14 protein-coding genes are annotated in these 20,752 nt (G+C 46.3%); all 14 read right to left on the minus strand.

All coding sequences use genetic code 11. The features are described 5' to 3' along the window. Positions 1 to 19 precede the first annotated feature (19 nt). The 14 genes from ABIX36_RS07270 to ABIX36_RS07335 all read right to left on the minus strand — a co-directional run bounded on the left by ABIX36_RS07270 (position 20) and on the right by ABIX36_RS07335 (position 20,261). Positions 20 to 1,561: a flavin monoamine oxidase family protein gene (locus ABIX36_RS07270; RefSeq protein ID WP_348081499.1), complete on the minus strand. Its 1,542-nt coding sequence runs from the start codon at positions 1,559 to 1,561 to the stop codon at positions 20 to 22. Between the two features lie 791 nt (positions 1,562 to 2,352). Next, on the minus strand, positions 2,353 to 2,826 hold the full coding sequence (locus ABIX36_RS07275) for a DinB family protein (RefSeq protein ID WP_348081500.1): 474 nt from the start codon (positions 2,824 to 2,826) through the stop codon (positions 2,353 to 2,355). 83 nt (positions 2,827 to 2,909) lie between these two features. Further along, a complete protein-coding gene (locus ABIX36_RS07280; RefSeq protein ID WP_348081501.1) occupies positions 2,910 to 5,297 on the minus strand; it encodes a hypothetical protein in 2,388 nt (795 codons plus the stop codon). A gap of 39 nt (positions 5,298 to 5,336) precedes the next feature. Next, positions 5,337 to 6,503, minus strand: a complete 1,167-nt coding sequence (locus ABIX36_RS07285; RefSeq protein WP_348081502.1) for a DUF4249 domain-containing protein — start codon at positions 6,501 to 6,503, stop codon at positions 5,337 to 5,339. A 156-nt stretch (positions 6,504 to 6,659) separates the two neighbouring features. After that, the gene (locus ABIX36_RS07290; RefSeq protein WP_348081503.1) at positions 6,660 to 7,826 is read right to left on the minus strand and encodes a DUF4249 domain-containing protein; all 1,167 of its coding nucleotides are present in this window, start codon (positions 7,824 to 7,826) and stop codon (positions 6,660 to 6,662) included. A 14-nt stretch (positions 7,827 to 7,840) separates the two neighbouring features. Continuing rightward, positions 7,841 to 10,612, minus strand: coding sequence for a TonB-dependent receptor (locus ABIX36_RS07295; protein ID WP_348081504.1), 2,772 nt, complete (start codon positions 10,610 to 10,612; stop codon positions 7,841 to 7,843). A gap of 1 nt (position 10,613) precedes the next feature. Further along, on the minus strand, positions 10,614 to 11,366 hold the full coding sequence (locus ABIX36_RS07300) for a hypothetical protein (protein WP_348081505.1): 753 nt from the start codon (positions 11,364 to 11,366) through the stop codon (positions 10,614 to 10,616). A gap of 220 nt (positions 11,367 to 11,586) precedes the next feature. Beyond that, complete coding sequence (locus ABIX36_RS07305) at positions 11,587 to 12,888, minus strand: ATP-binding protein (protein WP_348081506.1); 1,302 nt, start codon at positions 12,886 to 12,888, stop codon at positions 11,587 to 11,589. Beyond that, the gene (locus tag ABIX36_RS07310; protein WP_348081507.1) at positions 12,872 to 14,245 is read right to left on the minus strand and encodes a sigma-54 dependent transcriptional regulator; all 1,374 of its coding nucleotides are present in this window, start codon (positions 14,243 to 14,245) and stop codon (positions 12,872 to 12,874) included. The genes ABIX36_RS07305 and ABIX36_RS07310 overlap by 17 nt, the downstream gene beginning before the upstream one ends. Before the next feature lie 17 nt (positions 14,246 to 14,262). Next, positions 14,263 to 15,444, minus strand: a complete 1,182-nt coding sequence (locus ABIX36_RS07315) for an FtsX-like permease family protein (RefSeq protein ID WP_348081508.1) — start codon at positions 15,442 to 15,444, stop codon at positions 14,263 to 14,265. A 32-nt stretch (positions 15,445 to 15,476) separates the two neighbouring features. Next, entirely contained in the window at positions 15,477 to 16,706 is a 1,230-nt protein-coding gene (locus tag ABIX36_RS07320; protein ID WP_348081509.1) for an ABC transporter permease, read from the minus strand. Between the two features lie 25 nt (positions 16,707 to 16,731). Then, complete coding sequence (locus ABIX36_RS07325) at positions 16,732 to 17,397, minus strand: ABC transporter ATP-binding protein (protein ID WP_348081510.1); 666 nt, start codon at positions 17,395 to 17,397, stop codon at positions 16,732 to 16,734. A 154-nt stretch (positions 17,398 to 17,551) separates the two neighbouring features. Further along, on the minus strand, positions 17,552 to 19,009 hold the full coding sequence (locus ABIX36_RS07330; RefSeq protein ID WP_348081511.1) for a TolC family protein: 1,458 nt from the start codon (positions 19,007 to 19,009) through the stop codon (positions 17,552 to 17,554). 4 nt (positions 19,010 to 19,013) lie between these two features. Beyond that, on the minus strand, positions 19,014 to 20,261 hold the full coding sequence (locus ABIX36_RS07335) for an HlyD family efflux transporter periplasmic adaptor subunit (RefSeq protein ID WP_348081512.1): 1,248 nt from the start codon (positions 20,259 to 20,261) through the stop codon (positions 19,014 to 19,016). Between the last annotated feature and the right edge of the window lie 491 nt (positions 20,262 to 20,752).

A 20,752-nucleotide genomic window follows, 5' to 3' on the forward strand; every position in this document is an offset into this window, starting at 1 on the left:
GTTTAATTTTAGTTTTCTCTTACTTATTTGCCGGGTAGCTCACCCGCTGCTCGGTTACACGGGCATGTACCTGCGCCACCACGCTCCTTGCCGATTCAAAGGCCCCCGCCATCCAGGCGTTGAGGTATGTTAAATGCTCGCCGGCAAAATACACCTGCTTATCGGGCTTTAACAAAACCGGGTACTGGGTTTTACGGGTCTCGTTATTATAGAGCGCCCATCCGCCTAAATTGTACTTGGTTTTGTGCCAGCTTACCGAGAACGACCGTTCAAACTCCGTATCGTACTGCGGGTGTATCAGCCTGCCTTTTTGCAGGGCAAGCTTTTCGCGTTCGGCGTAGCTTAAGTCGCCCGTGCGTAGTGCTTTTTCGTTAAAATTATAATATCCTATTAAGATACCCTTTTTACTTAAATAATCATAACTCGGGTAAAATATCTGCGTTAAATCATTGTTGGTGTGCGTGATACCCCCGTAAATATGATCATCCTCCTCCCAAAACCTCCGCTTAAACTGCAAGCCTATTTTGCCCGTTTGGATGTAGCCGATATAATCGATAGCCCGGCTTACATCGCCCGAAAAATTGTTGTTAATATTGCTGAGCACCGGCAGCGGCAAGGTGCAAATGCACAGGTCGCCCTGTAAAACGTGTTCGCCGGTGGCGTCCTTATATGTTACTTTTACACCCTCGGCGAGGTTGGTAATATTGCTTACCTCGGCGCCTAATTTAAGAGAAAGTGCCACCTGCTTTTGCAGCGCTTTGGCAATCATATCCATCCCGCCTACGGCCTGGAACATCGTCATCTGCAACTCGTAGGTATATTCGGCCACGTTGTAAAAATCAGGGTCCAGCAGGCCCGACTGGATTATATCCGCCAGTTTATTCGCCTCCGCTATTTTGCCGGGCTTGTTTCCCGCCCCCGGCAATTCGGCATACCCCCTGCGGGCAGATGCCTTGTAGAGCTTATCAATATCCAAACCACCTTCGGCAGCCAGGTATTCCAGTACTTTTTGGGTATCTTCTTTCGTGAGGGCGGCGTCTAAAGCGCTGTGGTCAACACTTTTGCTCAGCAGCTCCGCCATGTAGCCGCGTACATCGTTGTGTACCTCGCGGGCACGGATCTTTTTATTGGATAGCGGGCCCTTGCCCTCGGCGAAGTAGTACGCGCCTTCGTTTACGTTGTTGTAAACCTGTATGGGTACGCCCAGTTCTTTGCAGTAGTGCAGCGTAAGCTGGTGGTGGTGGGGTATGCGCGATGGACCCGCGTTAAAATACAGCCCATCGTCGAATTTAGCGGTAGCGGTTGGCATCCCGGTTTCGGTATTGGTGCTCCCATTGCGGATGCTCCAACATCGCCCCCCTGCCCTTTCACGTGCCTCTAAAATGGTAGTTTTATAGCCAAGCTTATTCAGTTCGTATGCCGATGCCATCCCGGCCAATCCTCCGCCTAAAATAATAATGTGTTTGCCGTTACCGCTGCCGGTAAGGTTAAAGGCGTGCGCGGGTGCAGATTTGAGCATGCCCAGTGCCAGCATAGCCGGATAGGTGCCTCCTGCCAGCATGGCCCCTTTGCTTAAAAAATTTCTGCGGGTTAAATTTTCCAATGTAACGATCAGTGATAGGTGATTGCTCCGTAGCGCCCTTTTTAAAAGATCCATAAGAGATAAATAGTCCAAAAAGCATTAAAGACCATTTACAGCGGGAATTTACCTGTTTTTTAAAAGAAAGCCAATTAAATTATCAACATCCATAAAAATGATACACCTTTTTGTGAGAAAAGCAGGGCATGGTGCGTTTTGGGTTGCGGCAGCCCCGCTGTTCGCTTTACGTTGTGCCGCTGCCATCGGGTTTAGGTGGGTAAGGAGGTGTGTTATTTATTTAGCTTCTCCACTACGTCATCCTATGTTTGCATAGGATGACGTAGTGGAGAGTTTGCCGCGCATTAAACAAACCCACCATTGCAAGGCACGAAGCAATCTCCAGATAGGACGGTCGGCAATGTACGGTTATGAGATTGCTTTGCACCTCAATTACACGTGGGATTTAGGGTTAACAAAAGTTAACACAATTTCAATAAATATTTTTTAAAAACCTGATAATCAGCAACATAAAAAAAACACAGGGTTAACATATTTTCCCATAATAAGGTCACCATAAATCCTAAATCTTTATTACGAAACCGCAAGGAAATTTAACAACCACTGTCTTCTGATGGGCTATTGTTCTCCCCCCGGGAGGGAATTATAAGCTGCTTAGCTCCCGCGCCTTCAGCAATTTTTTGCCCACGCATGGTCTCCCGGCAGAGGACCATGCGCCTTAGGACGATAAACGCTTGGTGTAAATTATCCTGCGATTACACCAAAACCAACTGCCCAAAATGATAGGCAATATGATTGGTGCGGCTTAGTAGTACACTGAGGCGGTTTCGGGTGGGGTCGTCGGCGAAATCTTCGTCTGTCATGGCGTTGTGGCGTTTGAACCAGTCTTCGGCGGGCAGGGCGTTAAATAGCTCTGTTAACCGGGCGTGCACCTCATGCCAGTATTGTTTTAATTTTTCTACGGGGTAGGCATTAACAGCAGTACCATCGGGCGAGCGGAGGAATACCGGGGCGAGTTCCGGGTAAAAGGCTTCACCCAAACCTAAGGTTTCGCTCAGCAAGCCATGGTAGCTGGTAAGGTGACCATACAGATATATGATACGGTTCTTACCTGGTGCTACCGTCTTTTGAAAATCGGCTTCGCTAAGCGCGTTGAAATATTTTTCGGCGCGGGCTACCTGGGTGTTCCAGCCCTGCAGCGCCATCTTTACAAACAATTGCTGATCCATCTTTTTTTTCGGTAAAGATGGATCAACAATTATATTTTTGGTAACATCCCGCCAAAATTGACCAGCGGTTGACGGTTGCCTGTTTATTTCACTTCAAAAGTAAATGATTGCGAGGCTACGTCGCCATTAGAGGTGATGCCCTGCACTATTCCAAAGTATTTCCCGGTTTGGTCTGAAGTGTAAAAGGTAAGCTTATTGGCGCTTATTGGCCCTGTTTTGATATCGGGCGCCCAAAACAACAGGTTCCTGAAATCGGGCATACGGCTTTTCGCCTGCTCATCGGTCTCGTAAACAGGCGAGTAAAATTCGCGCTGGATCTGCATCCCTTCGTAATCTATCACCACGGCGTGCGGGTCCATTTCGGCACCGCCAAGGTCACCTTTATAGGTGGTATAGTTCATAATACCCTCGAATGCCGACGGGCCCCAGAAGTAGCGGCTGCGCACTACCTGCAACCTTTGCACTTTAAGCGGATCTATCGCCATTACTTTATCAATATTAAATACCGGCACACCATCAAGCATAACCAAAGGGTCGCCGGTGAGCATTACCTTCTCGTCTATCAGCGTAATGTGGGACCTGCCACGAGACCTGGATACGCTTGCTTCGCGCACATATTCGCGTACTACTTCTTCCATAGTAACAAAGCGGGTAAAATCATCCAGCTTATAGGTTTTATATGGGTTCCCAAAAAATCCGGTGCTATCCACCACCGGCTCGAAGTAATGCTTAAGCTTATTAGCCGCGTAAATGTTTTGCACCTGCATACCCAGGCTTTGCTGCTGTAAGGAAGTCTGCATCCCCGGTGTAAGCCCGAATGCGGGTAACGCCGTTTTTGAATACTGCTCAGAGAAGGGGCTAACGATCTCTATCTTATGCGAAGTATCGCGCTCGGTATTGGTTTGCACAACAATTTCGTTAGCGCCGTAAAACTCTTTGGTATTGAAGTACAGCTTACCTTCCGCATCGCTTTTTGCAGCATAAACCTGCACACGTTTGCCCGGCACGGCCAGGTAGGCTATCACGTCCTTCGCAATGTTTTTTGCCGAGTCGGTAAGCTTGCCAATAACCATATGCCCGTTAAACTCGGGCAGATATTTAAATGCTGCCTGATTAGGCTGCAAGATCTCGTCCCAGCGGAAACGCCTCCAACCCTGGGTAAGCAACAGGTTATCGGTGGCTTCATCAGCTTCGGCGGTAGTGGTTTTTAAGTAATAACCCGGCGATTCGATACTCCCTTTTAAATCGGCACCAAGCCAAAAATAGCTCGCGATATCATCCTGATCTACCGTTTGCAAGGAATCTACCCGGTAAACCGACATAGACAAGCCGGAGTTGATCATTTTATCGGCAGCGTTTTTAGCGGCCACAGTAACGCTTACTTTTTTCCGGGCAGCATATTGCCTGGCATCGGCATCTGCATTAATAAATAAGGATTGCTTAGGCCGTTTAAAGTACAATCGTTCGCAAACGGGCTGCTTGCCGCCATCAAATATGGTGAGGTACGAGATCCCTTCGCCCAGCTTATCCTTGCTAACCGCAAACTGTGCTGCCCCGTTACTGCTCACAGCGGTCTGCACTAATTTGGCTACTCCCCTGGTATGTGCAAAAAGGTAAAGTTGCTGGTCGCCGGTGTTGCTGTTTACCTTTACATTGATGCCGCCATTACCGCCATCGGTTACCTGCATGGTATAGCCGTTACTTTTTACGGCAGGCAGGTTGGTAACTATGGGTTTATCGCTTCCAATTTTTATAATGGCCTTATAGGTGTTATTTGCGGCCGGTGTAAATGTAAAATGTCCCATCCCAAACTTTAATGGTTGAAAGCGGGCCACCGTATCGTTATCGTCGTTCACAATAGCGCCTTTGAAGCTTATACCCAAGCCATTTTTGGCAACTGCTTTAAAGGCTACATTGGCGGCCAGGCCGCTAACCAAATAACCACCCTCGGGGAAAAACTGTATGTCGTAATCTGGCGTTTTGGCTTTGGCCGTCGCATCCGGCGATCTTAAGGCGTTAACAATCGTTATCTTTTTTTCGAAGAAGCTCTCGGGGCCAAAATTCTTCATCCAGTTGGTATATGCCCGTAGTTTATAATTACCATTAGCCACCGATGGCGGTATCACCAGCGAGCCGCTCCCCATGCCGTTTATCATGGCAATTTTTGCCTGCATAACGCTTACCTGCGCGTTATCTAAAATATCAACGTAAACTACTTTGCTTAGCGTAAGCGGTTTGTTGAGGGCACCATCTACACAGTAAATTTTAAACCAGATGATCTCGCCGGCCAGGTAGGTGCTTTTATCGGTATGCACAAATACCTTTTCCTGCAGCGCCGTTTGGCTGTACTTATTAAAGGCATTTTGCACCTGCTGCAAGTCCTGCGCATTGCTTTGCGAAACAAACGCAAGCAATGCTACCGATGCAAGTAGCGTATTTTTAAGCATGTTCAATTTTTTTTTACTGTTCATTTTTTTCAAATGGTTATTTTGTTGGTACAGCACATTCTATTAATCCCTCCAAAAATCGGGGCGTCTTTTAACGCCTCTCAATGTACAATCGGTACATTGGGGGCTCGACCTGCCGTACCCGATAGCCGGGCCTCCTTTAGGGCCTGTTATAACATAGGTGGGCAGATATATACCGCTGATAATAAAAGAGGCAACATCGTTAGCCTGGGTTATTGGATTTTTATACAAGGTGGAATCCTGGCGGCAATCGTACGGGTATTGTAAGATCCATTCGTTAGGCAACTCCTCTTTATTAATAAAGATCCGCTTAGAGGTCATGGTACCTACGCTGATAAAGCCAATTACCGGCTCGTTGGCGTTTGCCGTGTTATGAATGTTACCCTTAATTTCTGAAGGTAAAGCATCAAATATGCTTCCTAACGATTCGGTGTTCTTTCTCAAATTTTCCCAAAAATCAAACGCCTCTTTGTTGAGGGCATATTGCTTTATTAATATGCTGTAACGCATACTAATTTTTTCTGAACTGGGTATAATATTGGTTATAGGCGCTTCGCTAACCACAGCTGAACCAAGTTTTGCCGTAGATGCCAGTAAAACTGTGCTCGAAGCGTGATTGGCAAAACAAGTAAATATTTGGTCTTCTACCTGGCGGGGCAATATATCGCCATTCACTACTTTATAATTTGAAATATAACGGCTGTGGAACTTCCAGGTCTCATCGTAATCCCAGCGGTAATATTGCGTTTTGCTGGTTGGATCATGAGCGCTGACGTTAATGTGTAGTCCATCGTTTTTTGTTTGGTAGGTAATAGTATCTACCGGAGGGGTTACCTTCACCTCGCCTTCATCAGACAGGTACTCTTTTCCGCTGGTTAATTTTATACGCAGGCGGTATTTTTGCGAGCCATCCAAATTCAGCGGCAAAGCCGAGTATACGCCGGCCCTTATTTCGTTCAACTGATAGGTTTTGCCATTCCCTTCCACCGTTACACCGGCGTTCCGCTCCGCGCTTATACCCACCGAATCGGTAAGTTTAACGGTGTGGCTGAGTTTGATAAAGGTAGAATCGTTACCACTATCGATAAATCCTTCCACAACCAGATAATTGCTTTCGTTAGCCGCTAAAACCGGGTAATAAGGTTTTTTACAACTAAAAGCTACCAGCAATAAACCCAGACAAGTAAGATGTTTTATATTTTTAAGCATGTTCATTCTAAAATAGTAATTCTTTTATAAGACCTTTCGAAGCACAATCTGCGTGAAAGGATCTGGTATGATCAAACTCCTTCAATTCGCCCAAAACGGGACAGATCCAGCAAACAGCTGCATAAGTGCCTCCCGATATATATTCCCCCACCCTCATTATTTATCTTTCCAAAATACCGGGCGTTTTTGTGTGCCTCTTAATGTACAATCTCCGCAAATAAAATCTGTTCTGTAATAACCTAAAAGTGCCGTGCCTACGCCAGCAATTTCCTGGGTGGGTAGTGTAAGGTTTGTTAAAATAAAGGCCTTCACTTCTGGTGCGCCGGTAATGGGATTACTAAACCAGGTTGTGTCCTGCCTGCAATCGTAAGGGTATTTGGTTATCCATTTTGCCGGTAGTTCTGTTTTATCTATAAAGATCCTTTTCGATTGAACTGTGCATACACTTACATACCCAATAACCGGTTCGGCAGGGTTAGTAGTGCTGTGCACATTACCGGCAATTTCTGATGGCTGGGCATCAAATATGCTCCCCAATTGCTCGGTGTTCTTTTTTATATTCTCGTAAAAACCAAATGCTGCCTTGGAAAGGGCATACTGCTTTAAAAGTATACTATACCGGATGCTTATTTTTTCCGACGTTGAATCGATAGTCAATATCGGTTGATCTGATATCACATCCTGCGCGAGTTTTACCGATGAACCTAAAACAACAACCGTTGAAGCGTGGCTCGAAAAGCAAGAGAATCTTAAATCTGCAGGCGTACGTGGAAAAATTACTCCGTTTACTACTTTATAACTCGAAAAGAACTTTGCATTAAAACGCCAGTCCTCGTCATAGTCCCAACGGTAGTAGCGCGTTTTTCCCGAAGGATCGTGCGCGCTTGCGCTTATTTTTAAGCCCCTAAAAGTCGGCTCGTAAGTTATGGTGTCTATCGGCGGTGTAACTTTCGCCTCCTCATCGTCTGACAGATACTCTTTACCGTTGCTTAGTTTTACACGTAAACGGTACTTTTGCGTTGCATCTGCATTTAAAGGCGGGCAAGCATAAACGCCCGGCCTCAGCTCTGTAAGCGGGACGGACAAGCCGTTACCTTCCACAGTTAGTGTGGCCCCCTTTTCGGCTGCTACCTTGGTGGTGTCGGATATTTTTACCGTATGGCTGAGTTTGATGAAGGTAGAATCGCTCCCCGGATCGATTACTCCCTCTACTACCAGTAAAGTATTACCGCTGGATACAACCTGAGGGGCATAGGTTTTCCTGCAGCCTGCAACAGCCGCCCCTAAACCTAAAATACAAATACAAATGTTACGCCCCTTCATATCGCACATTGTTATCAGAACCTTATATTGTAATTGATAAACGGAATTGGTTTTGCAAAGATGGACAGCTTATACCCGGTGATCACCCCGGCCTCCTGTGTAAAATAGGTTGAATAGGCATTTTGCCTGCCGGTAAGGTTGTAAACACCAATGGTGAACGAGTTATGCGTTAACTGGTGCACCTTGTGGTTGCCATCAATGTTCATCGAAAAATCGCTGCGGAAATAATCGGGAATGCGATAGGCATTCCTGTCGGAATAATATACCCTTTCCGAACCCGCATAGTAGTATTTACCGGTTGGCAAGGTAATAGGCCGCCCGGTGCTATAAGTTACGTTTAACGACAGGCTAAAACGGTGTGTAAAGCGGTAGTTGCCCACAAAGTTAAAGCTGTGCGGCTTATCATAGTTAGCCGGGTAAAAGCTGCCACCGTTTACCGGCTGGCCAACGTTAGGGTCATCCTGTTTTAAAAATGTGCGGGAGTAAGCGTAGCTGATCCACCCATTTGCCGAACCTGTGTTCTTGCGGATCATAAATTCAACACCGTAAGCTTTGCCCCTTGTATTGATCACGTCCGTTTCGATGTGGTGATTTAGCACCAATGTAGCGCCGCTGCGGTAATCCAGGTAGTCTTTCAGCCTTTTGTAATACACCTCTACCGAAGTTTCGATAGTGTTTGACTTTAAGTTTTTGTAGATCCCCAGCGACACCTGGTCGCCGTATTGAGGTTTAATATTGGGGTTGCTTAACTGCCAAACATCGGTAGGTGCAATGGCCGTTGTGTTTGATAACAGGTGGATATACTGCCTGAGTGTATTGTACCCGCCTTTAATAGACAGATTATCGCCCAGGTTGTAACGAGCTGATAGCCTTATCTCCGGGCCGCCATAGGTTTTAATGATCTTGCCACTGCTGTAGTTGGTGCTATCAATAAGACTGGTGCTGCTGCGTGGTGTACCCGGCGCGTAGTTATTAACGGATTGCGGGCCAAGGAAGTTGTATAAGGAATAACGTACGCCAAAGCTTACCGATAAGTCGTCGTTCACGTCGTATTTATCGCCCAGGTACAAGGCGCTCTCCAAGGCTTGCTGAGCCGGTACCACATCAGGCAAGGCCAGGGATTTAGGGTCGTTTGGCCCGTAGCTGCCCGGGTGCAGTTTGTAATAAATACTGTTTAACCCAAAGGTAATGGTATTGCTGGTGTTGAGGTAGTAGGTAAAATCCGACTTAAAGTTGGTTTGGTTGATATCGAATTTGAGCTTGTAGGCATTTACCGGGTTATCAAAACTGGCTATATCGTACTGATACCTGTCGCTGCCTGCCAAAAACAAGCCAAATAGCTTATTATTAAAATTATGCTTCCACTTAATGTTTACGTTGCGGTTGCTATAGCTGTAAGATGTATCGCTGTTCAGTTTAAATTTATCGCGACTGATGTAGCTGGTGATGTAAATGTTGTTCTTATCGTCTATCTGGTGGCTTATATCCAGGTTAAAATCGTAAAAGGACGCCTGGCTATTTTTGTAAGCCCCGGGCAGCAGTTTAAGCAGCCAGTCTGAATAGGTTCCACGGGCGCCGAAGATAAAGGAGGTCTTATCTTTAATAATAGGCCCCTCTATGTTAAACCTGCTGGTTATTAAACCTATACCCGCGCTACCGGCAAATTTCTTTTTATTACCCTCCCTATCGGTAACATCCAATATAGATGATACCCTGCCGCCAAATTTTTCGGGGATGCTGCTTTTGTACAGCTCCACCCCTTTTACAATATCGGGGTTAAAGGCTGAGAAGAAGCCAAAAAAGTGCGATGGATTGTAAATGGTAGCATCGTTCAGTAAGATAAGGTTCTGATCTGCCGAGCCACCGCGAACGTTAAAGCCTGTTGAGGCTTCGCCCACGCTTTGCACACCGGGCAGGGTTAAAACCACCCTTAATATATCGGCCTCGCCAAATACGGTTGGCACCTGTTTTATGCTTTTAATATCCAACCTTGTTACTCCAAGCTCAACCGACCTTACATTGGCAACCTTATCGGCAGATATTTTTACTTCTTTTAAGCTGGTAACCTGCTCCATCATCTCTATGATGATCTTGCCATCAGAATACAGAATGATCTGGCGGCGGGTATCGCGCATGCCCACGCCGCGGATGCTAAGCAAATGCCGCCCCTTTGGCAGGCTAATGGTAAAATAGCCATACTGGTCTGTAGCCACGCCGGTTTTTTGCGCGGTAATGTAAATGCTGGCCCCTGTAACGGCCTCTCCAGATTTAATATCGCGGATATAACCGGACAACGTTGCCCTGCCCGTTTGTATGGTATTGGTTTTAACCCCAATCTCGTACAGCTTATTTTCGGTAGTAGCCTCCGGAATTATTTTATCGCCCTCACTAACAAAAGCGCTTACCGTGTTAACCGCAGCAACCGGAACACCCGGCGTTGCCTTGATACCAAAGAAACCCGGTGCCAGCGTTGTTTGCAAAATCTTTCCCTTGGTTAGGAACACTTGCTGCCCGTTTAGCGCGTAATGGAAATCGGTGCCGTTAAAAGCGAGGTCCAATATAGCCGGTACGGTTTTATCCGTGGCCTGCAGGGTTACCTTCAGGCTATCAAACTGAGCGGCATCATAGTAAAAATGATAATTGCTTTTACTTTCAATATCGGCAACTACGGTTTGTATAGTTGCCTGCTGAAAATTTACGCTAATGACAGAGCCGGCCGACTGCTGCGCTTTTACATATTGTGCAATAAATAAACAGCAGATGCCAAACAAGTAAAATTTCTTCATATTAGTTATTTATTTGGTCGTAATAGGCTATTACCCTAACCATTGCCTGTTCTTTTTCGTCGCGGAAACTGACGTGATTATCCTTAATGAATTTTTTCAATTCGGGCTTTTTATCTTTCAAAGCTTCGAGTAACGATTTTTGGCTGCTGAAGATCCGATAAGTGCCATCGCTCATTTTGAGATACATTTTTCGTGCTTCGTCTGTAAAATAGCTATCCAGCGTTGCCGAAGTATTGGACTGGATGGTTTTTTCGCGCTGGATGATAAATTGCGTTTTACCATTATACATCAGGTCGTAAAAGCCTGCGATAAGGTTGGGGCCTTTTACCTGCGTTACGGCGTCCATCCTAAAAAAGTGGTGCCCAAATACGTCGAAACTCTGCACCCTGTTACTTAGCAGTTCAATACTCGCAATTTTGCTGGGCAGCTGCATCACTACCGATCCTTTATAAAGGTCGTACATCACTTGCAGGTTTTTATACACAAACCCATCGTACTCTACGGTACCGTTGGTAAACTCCGGCGATTCGGTAAAGTAGGCGCTGCCTTTGAGCATTTTGGAGTAAAAATTATACTCGGGACCGTTAAACAGCCGCGATTGCTCACCAATGTTCTTGTAATATCCGGCAACTACGTTGTCTATCTGGGTTTGCCTGGCACTTGTATCGCTATCGGCATTTTGCCCGAAACTGTTTATGCTGATCACAAGGAAGGCAAAGCAGCCAAGTGCATTTTGGTATAAGGTTCTGGTCATTGAATTTGGGTAATATATTGGAATTTGAATTTACATAGTTTTAGTTAAAAATCAATGCGTTACCCGAAAAATCAGCTAATAATTTAATTGTAACGACTTTATTACGAATCAGATATTTAAAACACGACAGGTATCACCGAAAAATTCCGAAGCGATTTTTTTGTAATAGATTGAAAAGCGGTGAGTTAGCCTCCCGGGGAGACGGGATATTATATAGGTATCAATTAAAATTGATGGAAAAAACCGTACGGCGCTCGCCAATAGTTTTTAGGGAAAACTCATAGCCGTGGTTCAGCATGATCTCGCGAACGAGGGTGAGCCCTATCCCCTGTCCGTCCTTTTTGGTGCTAAAGAAGGGTGAAAAAAGCTGGGCGCTTTCTTCGTCGGTAATGCCTTTACCATTATCGGTGATGGTGAGCAGGCGTTTTTTTGCATCGACATTAAAACTTACCTCACCACCTGCTTCAATGGCTTCGATGGCATTTTTCACGATGTTGATAAGGGCCTGCTCCAATTGCTCTACGTCAGCGCTAATAATGCGGGGTTTGGGGTCGGGGTTAAATATCAGCTGCACATTTTTGCCCAGCGCTTTTATCTGCATCAGCTCAATAACCGCTTTTAGCAACAGGTTAAGGTCGGTTTGCTTTTTGTTGGCGGGCGGCAGCTTCACCAGGTCGGCAAAGTTGCGCATAAAGTGGTTCAGGTTTTGATTACGGTCGAAAGCTACCTGCAGGGCATTGTTCAGTTGGCCGTCGGTTTGTGTTTGCCAAAGGCTATCGGTACGCAGGGCCGATTGCAAAATAGAATTAACCGGGCCAATGGTGTTGTTCACCTCGTGCGCCATCATGCGGATCACTTTACCGTAAGCGTTCTTTTCGGCGGCTAATATTTCGGCGGTGAGTTCTTCTATCATTAAAAACCCGCGTTGGAAACCCCTGTCCACAAAATGTGAGCGCTGCAATTTGTAGGTATTAATGCCATCGGGTTTTACAGTGATGGTTTCCCCAGCTTTAAGGCTTGCGGCCTGTGTTAACAGCGGGCTTTGCATGAGGCCTATCTCCTGCCCTATCAGTACCTTTTCGGTTAGGCCGAGTATTTGGGCGGCTTTGGGGTTAAGCTGCTGTACGCGGTTATCATGGTCCAGTATTACAATGCCGGTTGGCGAGGTGTGAATCAGCTTCTCCAAAAAAAAGTGCTGTTCTTCCTGCCGGGTCCGCTCATCTCTCAATGCGTCTATCATGTGGTTATAAACGTTTATCAGTTCATCAACTTCGTGTTTGCCGGTTGGCAAAAATTTCACATTAAAATCCTGGTCCTTTATGGCTTCTATCCCTTGCAGCAGCATCTTTATGGGGCGTATCAGTTGCTGGTAAAGCTGCACGGCAATAATCACCGAGATGATAATAAACACCTCCGAAACAATAAAATAAACCCTGTCTTTATCGAAAATATAAAAGCTGAGCGCAAGCGCGAGCGCGTGCAGTATTACTACAAATATGATGTACTTAGTCCTCAGCTTCATCGTAAGGGATCTCAAATTTATCAAGCCGCCGGTATAGCGCGCTACGGGTTAAGCCTAATGCCGTTGCCGCCTTGCTTACCCGGTTCTTATGGAAGGCCATGGCACGTTTTATCATTTCAATTTCCATCTCCTCCAGCGTTACGGTACCAACACCCGGCCATTTGGTGTTGCCGTTCTTTTGCGGCGACAGCTCCAACTGCGATTTAAAATCATCTATTTCCAGCACGTTCTTTTTACTTACCAGGATAGAACGCTCCACCAGGTTTTTTAACTGGCGGATATTGCCCGGCAGCGGTAGCTGCTGCAGCCACTTCATGGCGCTTTTACTTACCGTAAGTTCGGGCCGGTTGTAGATCTGCTTGAGGTTGTTGATAAAAAACTCCACCAGTAAAGGAATATCTTTCGGCCGCTCGCGCAGGGCGGGCAGGGTTACGGTTATCAGGTTGATGCGGTACAACAAGTCCTCCCTGAAAGTGCCGCTATTGGCCATAGTTGTAAGGTTTTTGTTGGTGGCACAAACTACACGCACATCCACTGTTTTTGTGCGGCTGCTACCTAATACCTCGTAGGTCCTGTCTTGCAGTACCCTAAGCAATTTCACCTGACTCCCGGCATCCAGATCACCTATCTCATCTAAAAAAATGGTGCCTTTGTTGGCCATCTCGAAGCGGCCCGCCCTGTCAAACCGTGCATCGGTAAAGGCCCCGCGGATATGCCCGAACATCTCACTCTCGAATAAAGAAGTAGAGATGCCGCCCAAATTTACTTTTATAAATGGCCGGTTGCGGCGGAGGCTGTTATGATGCACGGCCTCGGCTATCAGCTCCTTACCGGTACCGCTTTCCCCCATGATCAGGATAGAGGCATCGGTACCGGCCACACGACCAATAGTTTCCAATATCTGCAGCATCTGCGGATCTTCTCCTATGATGTGTTTAAAATTATATTCTTTATCCAACTGTTTGCGGGTACGGTTTACGGCGGCGTCCTCGCGCAGGTCTAACAAGGTTTTTACCGATTGCAGCAAATGCCCGTTATCCCAGGGCTTGTTGATGAAATCATTCGCGCCCATTTTCATTCCCTGCACGGCCAGCGCTATGCTCCCCCAACCGGTGATCAGTATCACCGGGAGAGCAGCGTTCAGCTTTTTAATATCGCCCAGCAGATGCATCCCCTCCTCGCCCGTAGTGCTGATAGAAAAATTAAGGTCGAGGATGATCAGCTCCGGGGCATCCTCTTTTATGATACGCAAAGCCTCGCCCGGCGTTTCGGCACCGGTTACGGCGTAACCCTCGCTTTTCAGCAAAAGCTGCAGCGAGGTGCGTACCGCAATATCATCATCAATAACCAGTATCATATGCCAAAGCTAAATTTTTATTCCTCATGTAAAGCAACCGCGGGATAAATTGCCGCGGCCTGTTTGCCGGGGTAAAGTGAGCATACCAGCACCAACAGGTAAATAAATATAACCGCGAACAACATAGCAAACAGGTAAACACTTGCAGGTAAATCAAATACGTTTAATAAAGGAAATTGCACCGCGAAGAACGCCCCGATAATAAGCGACAAGGTTGCCAGGATCATGGCCTCGCTAACCAGCTGTAAAGATACCGCGGCTCCCGGGGCTCCTACTGCCCTGCGCAAGCCAATTTCGCCCCGGCGTTTGTTGATGTTGTACCAAAGCACGCCGAATATGCCCAGCGCTACATTGATGATCAGGAAAGCGGCTACGATAGAAAGGATGATAAGCGGCACCAGTGTAAACTTGTTATAAGCCACCAGTCTATTATCCAGGTGCTCTATCTCGATATTAGAGTTTTTAAACGTGTTCGCCATCAGCTTGTAAAGCTTCCCCTCAAAAGCAGCATCGGCATCTGGCGTAACTTTTACCAATATTTTGCCCATCCATTTGTAAGCAGCCGTATCATGCCGGTTATAAAGCGCGTAGGCAGGGCGCTGGTAATCACCATCGGTTTTTATATCATTTATTACACCAATGATCCTTTGCCTGGTTTTAACGTTATCGCCAAGCATTTTGCCAACGGCATCGGCCTTGCCAAAAAGTTTTTCGGCCAGCATTTTATTGATAACAATTACTTCCGACTTGATCACAGGATCGGTTTTATTATACCAACGACCACTGAACATGGTAGTGCCCATGGTGTTTATGTAATTTTCATCTGCAAAAAAGTTGTTTATGCCGGTAACCTCTACGCCTTTTTGCGTTAGGCCAGTGGTGCTGTGATTGTTAGCGAACGGAACGTTACCACTATGATACCCGGCATTTACCACCTGCGGCATCGATTTGATGTTGCGCAGCAGGGTTTGGTAAACTAAAGTAACCGAATCGGGGTTTTGGGTTTCTAAGGTATGATTATAACTGATAGCCCAAACGTGGTTATAATTAAAACCCATGGGTTTGGCGTAGTTGTTATAGGAGTTGAGCGCGAAGCTGAACACCCCAAATATGACCATGAACGAAAGCAAGATCTCCACAATAAGCAGGGAGTTTTGCTTCTTTTTATTCCAGATCATTTTAAATAAATGCTTGAACATAATATGTTGAATTTTAAGGTTGATAAAATTATTTAGGCCTTTAAAGCCAGTACGATGTTGAGTTTAGACATGCGCCAGGCAGGGTAAACACCCGATAGCAGGCCGAAAAACACACAGGTAAACAGCGCGTAAGCCAGTACCGTAAAGTTTAGGCTTAAATTAAGGTTGGCAATCAGCTTAGCATCATTGATGAAATACATTACTACTACTGAGAGCACCACGCCTATTATCCCACCCAAAAACGTCAGGATCAGGTTCTCTACAATAAACTGGTATACCAGTGTTTTTGATGATGCCCCAAAAGCCTTGCGCACTCCAATTTCTGATGAGCGCTCCATAATACGGGTAATGTTTACGTTCACCAGGTTGAGGGTAGGCAACAGCATCACAAATAGGGCAAACAGCGTTATGGCTGTAAACGCGTACACCATGCCCGAACTTTTTTCATTCCCGGTACGCACATAACCTTCAATATAGGTATCTGCGTGGCTGTAGAGGTGGTCCCACTCCTTACCGGGGATGGGTAGTTTAGCTACAATGTTATCATACTCCTTTTTCATTTTTGGCACGTCGCTGCTGTTTTCTGCCAGTACGATAGCCGAGTAATTGCCCATATAACCCTTATCTGCATCCAGCTTTGTTTTGGAGGTGGTGATAGGCAGGTATATATCCGAATAAAGCGTGTAAGAGGTTATTGGCAGGCTTTTTACAACCCCGCATACCCGGTATTTAATATTGTCGGCCTCAATGTACTTGCCCACAGCCGGGCTGTTGTCGTCGCCAAAGTACTCCTTTTTCATATCTTCAGATATCACCGTAACCCGCTCGGCATTATCTGTTTGTTGTTTGCTGATGGCTTTGCCCTCTACAAATTCAAAGTCGAGCACTTCCCAAAATGCGGCATTGGCGTACTTGTAATTGATCACTATCTTACGGTTATTTACATAAGTGTTGGTGGAGCCGAAACCTGATGAAACAGCGATTTTAACAGGCGTTTTCATTTTGTTTACAAAGCGGCTGATATAAGAATAACTCAAGCCGCTGGAGTTCATAGATTCTTTTCCGCGCAGCTCGATGTGACTGATGTACAGGGAGCGGTCGCGCTTTTTATCGGGGTAATCATCGTTCACCACTTTATCTATAAAGGCGGTCATCACCAGCAATATGGTGAGTGTAAAGCTGATGCCAAACAAGCTGATAAAAGTGAAGAACTTGCGGCGTTTGAGCACCGCTATGGCTATTTTGAAATAATTTTTTAGCATGATATTAATGTTTTAGGCTGATAAATTATTGAACCTGCGACCCATCGAACAACCTCACCAAACGATGCGTTTTTTTAGCCATATGCTCATCGTGTGTTACCATTACTATGGTAGTGCCTTCGTCGCGGTTAAGCTGTAAAAGGATATCCATGATCTCATTACCCATGGCGCTGTCCAGGTTACCCGTTGGCTCATCCGCCAGTATGATCTCCGGCCTGCCCACAATGGCCCTTGCAATGGCCACACGCTGGCGCTGCCCGCCCGATAGCTGCGTAGGGAAGTGTTTAATGCGGTTGCTAAGGCCGACCTTTTCCAAAGCCTCGGTAGCCAGTTGCTTACGTTCCTTTGCCGTGGTATCGCGGTAAAGCAGCGGTAATTCCACGTTGTCCAGCACCTGCAGATCGTTTATTAAATGGTAGCTCTGGAAGATAAACCCAAGCTTTTTATTACGGAACGCCGCCAGCTGCTTATCAGAAAAATTGTCGGTAATTTGCGAATCGATGTTGATGCTGCCTTTTGAAGGCATATCCAGCAGACCCATAATGTTCAGCAGCGTACTTTTGCCGCAGCCCGATGGGCCCATAATGGACAAAAACTCGCCTTTTTCTATATCAAGGTTAATGCTGTTTAATGCTAAAGTTTGGATGGTGTCTGTACGGTACACCTTTTCAATGTTTTGTAATCGTATCATTTTAGTTGTGAATTATTGATTTAGTGATTTTTGTATGTTGTTTATTTTGTTGTTTGTTAGTCGCTTTTTCAGCCTCACCTAAGTCCTCTCCAAAGGAGAGGACTTTTAAATTATGTGCCCCCTCTCCTTTAGAGAGAGTTGGGGTGAGGCCGCTCTATTTATAATTTATCTTTTCTTTCCTCTCAAAATCGTACAGGCTCAGGTACCTCAACTGGTAATACGCTCCCCAGAAATCGCGCAGGGCGGCTACGTAATCGCGTTTGGCTTGGTCGTTCTCCTGGAAGGCGATGCTGAGGTCGGTGATACTCAGGTCGCCTAATACGTAGCGATCGCGGGCTATTTTGTATTTTTCTGAAGCGATGCTGTCGGCCTGCGCGGTGAACACCAGCTGGTCTTTCATCATATTGAACAGCGTTACCTGGGTTACTATCTGTTGTTTAAAAGTTTGCTTATCCTGCTCCACCGCGTATTCAATAAATTGCTCGTTGGCCTGGGCCGTTTTCACGCGCGATTTAGAGCGCCCCCAATCCAACACCGGGATGCTGAACTGCAATTGCAGCAGTTGCTGGTTTTGCGGGTTACGGTAAACATCGGGGATGTTCCTGGCCGTGTTAGAAAAACCAATGTTTGCGGTTAAGGTTGCTACCAACCCACTTTGGCCCTTGGCTTTGGCCACATCGCGTTTGGCCTCCGCAATTTTGCGGACAAATGCTATAGCATCGCTACGGTTGGCAAAAGCCTCTGCCAAAACCTTATCGGCAGATACCTCCATATTGATAGTTGAGCCTGGTAGCTCCAGCGCTATCTTATCCTCCCCTTCCGCACCGGTATAGGTACGCAGGTTCAGGGTGGCTATCTCCATATCGCGCTTAGCGGTACCTACAGCTTTTTGGGCGTTAAGGCGCTCTAACTGTAGCTGCAGGATCTCGTTTTTAGAGATCTTCCCCAAGTCGAACTTTACTTTGGCAATGGTGAGGATCTTCTCGGTATTGGTAAAGTTAGTTTGGGCCATCTGGTAGTTCACCTGCGCCAGCAGCAGATCGAAGAAGTAACCGGTAACTGTAATGGAGATCTGCTCCTGTGATTCGATGTAAGCCTGCTTGCTCTCGTTAAACTTCAGGGGTTCTATCTTTTTATCCCAGCGCAAAGCGTTAAACTGAAAAAGCGGCTGACTGTACCCAATGGCGTATGGCACACCGTTAAACAGCTCGTTCTTCCTGTCGAAATCGTAAAAGCGCTGCATGGAGGTAGTGCCGTACACCGTGCCGCCTGTCGCGGTAATGCTTTGGCTAAAATCGAGTTGTAGCGACGAATTATCGTTATGCACCGGCTGGAAAATGATAGTACCATCGGGCTGCAATACAGGCTGTGTTGTTTTACTGTAGCCCGGCAAAATACCGCTTAAAGATAGCTGTGGCTGATAGTTTGATTTAAATGTACGCCACTGCCAGTATTTGGTTTCGCGCTGAGTAACGGCTTGCTTAGCGGCTATAGAATTGCCTTTGGCCATATCAACCACCTGCTGTAAGCTCAGCCTTACGGTATCCCCGCCGGCGTTGGCAGAGGCTTTGATGCCCGAAAATATGCAGATGAGTATATATAAATATTTCATGGCCTTAATCTTTAATAGTGAGCTCTTTGGTGTTCTTATACTCGCTCATGTCAGATGTGATCACCACGTCGCCGGGTTTTACACCGTCTTTTATCTCTACAAAATCGAAATTGCTTAAGCCGATATGTACCGCCCTGCGTTCGGCTTTGCCGCCGTTCAGCACAAAAATATCCTGCTCTGCCGGGCCTTTAAACGCCGCACCGTTGGCTACGCGTATGGTTTTGCTGCGCACGTCGGTAACCACATAAACATCCACCTTCATGTTGGGGCGCAGTTGCTTGTTGTTACGCTCATCCAACTGCACATCAAAGCTTACAATGCTATTTTGTACCGATGGGTACACGTTCACCACGTGGCCCTTCATCTGTACCTCGTTTATGCGGACAACAACCGGCATTCCGGCGTGCAACTGATCCATATAGCTATCAGAAATGCTGCCATTCACCTTAAAGCTGCTGAGATCGGCAATGCGGGCAAGGGCGTCACCTTCGTGCACGGTTGCGCCAATGTTTTTGTTAACGTAGGTAACCACCCCGCTGCGGGTTGCAATAATACTGGCCAGCTGTAATTTGCGCTGCAAACCGTTCAGATCGTTCTGTTGGATGGCCAAAGCAATTTCGGCTTCCTTTATCTCTATCTGCATGGTTTGCTGCTTGCTTTTTATCTCGTTCTCCAGCTGTTTCTTTTCCAGTTGGGCAACTTTAAGGTTCAATTCTGCCTGCTCAATACCTTCGCGGGTACCGCCGCCTGCTTTAAACAGGCGTTTGGCGTTTTCTACGGCATCGGCCAGGTTGCTGATGCGCAGTTGTTTGATATCATTGTTGGATTGGATATCGAAAAAGCTTTTGTTGAGGTCGAGTTTTAGCTTGGCAATCTCGTTGCGTTTGCTCTGCATCTGGAAGTTGATCTTCTCAAACTCCGTTTGCGATGCCGATTTATCCAGGGTGAGGATAGACTGACCCGCATTCACCTTATTACCGGCATCCATCACCACATTTTTGATAGAGGCATTGATGGGGCTGGTTAAGATCTCTTCAAACTCGGGCAGTACTTCGCCGGTGGCGTTCAGCGTATTTTCTACGCTGCCGATCTCCACGACAGCGGTGGTAATGTCGGCTCTTTTTATGCTCGATTTTAGCGTGGTGCGCAGCAGCCAAACTGATGCGGCCAGCGCCAGTATGGCGATGCCCCCTATTAAAATGCCCTTTTTCTTTTTACGGGCGGTTACTTCCTGTTCTATCAGCTGATCCATTTTGTGACAATGTTATATGCACAGGACTTTGCAATGGCTGTACCAAAGTTAAAATATTGATAATAAGGATATTATAAAAAACAAGCTATAAAAAAGTGCCCGATATCGGACAAAGCATTTCAATAGCGGGAAGAATGGTGTTCTTTAGAGGAAGGGTAAATTTGATTTTAACAAAAAATCCACTTTAGCCTCGTATTAACTGGCGACTTCTTCAAAATCAATCGTTGTTAGGAGGCTCCGCTGGAGCCTAAAAACCTCAACAAACTTCTTCTATAAACACGTGGCTCCGCTGGAGCCAATTTGCTTTTTCACGAGAACAAAACGCCCCGTTAGGAGCATCGTGTTTATAGAAAACAAAAACAAGCCTCTCAGGCTCCAGCGGAGCCCCCTAAATCAGTTCAATTGCAGCCGCTTGAGGTAAGTGTAGCGGTTGGATCTTTTTATTTCTAATTTCTTACCTTCTTTGCGAAGCAGAGAGGGTCGGGCAGCGA

The organism is Mucilaginibacter sp., from assembly GCF_039925265.1.
Taxonomy (GTDB): Bacteria; Bacteroidota; Bacteroidia; order Sphingobacteriales; family Sphingobacteriaceae; genus Mucilaginibacter.

Bases quoted from the DNA above. Each gene is read 5' to 3' on its own strand.
- ABIX36_RS07300 (WP_348081505.1), bottom strand. From the start codon at position 11,366: ATGACCAGAACCTTATACCAAAATGCACTTGGCTGCTTTGCCTTCCTT.
- ABIX36_RS07315 (WP_348081508.1), bottom strand. From the start codon at position 15,444: ATGTTCAAGCATTTATTTAAAATGATCTGGAATAAAAAGAAGCAAAAC.
- ABIX36_RS07310 (WP_348081507.1), bottom strand. From the start codon at position 14,245: ATGATACTGGTTATTGATGATGATATTGCGGTACGCACCTCGCTGCAG.
- ABIX36_RS07295 (WP_348081504.1), bottom strand. From the start codon at position 10,612: ATGAAGAAATTTTACTTGTTTGGCATCTGCTGTTTATTTATTGCACAA.
- ABIX36_RS07325 (WP_348081510.1), bottom strand. From the start codon at position 17,397: ATGATACGATTACAAAACATTGAAAAGGTGTACCGTACAGACACCATC.
- ABIX36_RS07285 (WP_348081502.1), bottom strand. From the start codon at position 6,503: ATGCTTAAAAATATAAAACATCTTACTTGTCTGGGTTTATTGCTGGTA.
- ABIX36_RS07335 (WP_348081512.1), bottom strand. From the start codon at position 20,261: ATGGATCAGCTGATAGAACAGGAAGTAACCGCCCGTAAAAAGAAAAAG.
- ABIX36_RS07275 (WP_348081500.1), bottom strand. From the start codon at position 2,826: ATGGATCAGCAATTGTTTGTAAAGATGGCGCTGCAGGGCTGGAACACC.
- ABIX36_RS07290 (WP_348081503.1), bottom strand. From the start codon at position 7,826: ATGAAGGGGCGTAACATTTGTATTTGTATTTTAGGTTTAGGGGCGGCT.
- ABIX36_RS07270 (WP_348081499.1), bottom strand. From the start codon at position 1,561: ATGCTGGCAGGAGGCACCTATCCGGCTATGCTGGCACTGGGCATGCTC.
- ABIX36_RS07305 (WP_348081506.1), bottom strand. From the start codon at position 12,888: ATGAAGCTGAGGACTAAGTACATCATATTTGTAGTAATACTGCACGCG.
- ABIX36_RS07320 (WP_348081509.1), bottom strand. From the start codon at position 16,706: ATGCTAAAAAATTATTTCAAAATAGCCATAGCGGTGCTCAAACGCCGC.
- ABIX36_RS07330 (WP_348081511.1), bottom strand. From the start codon at position 19,009: ATGAAATATTTATATATACTCATCTGCATATTTTCGGGCATCAAAGCC.
- ABIX36_RS07280 (WP_348081501.1), bottom strand. From the start codon at position 5,297: ATGAACAGTAAAAAAAAATTGAACATGCTTAAAAATACGCTACTTGCA.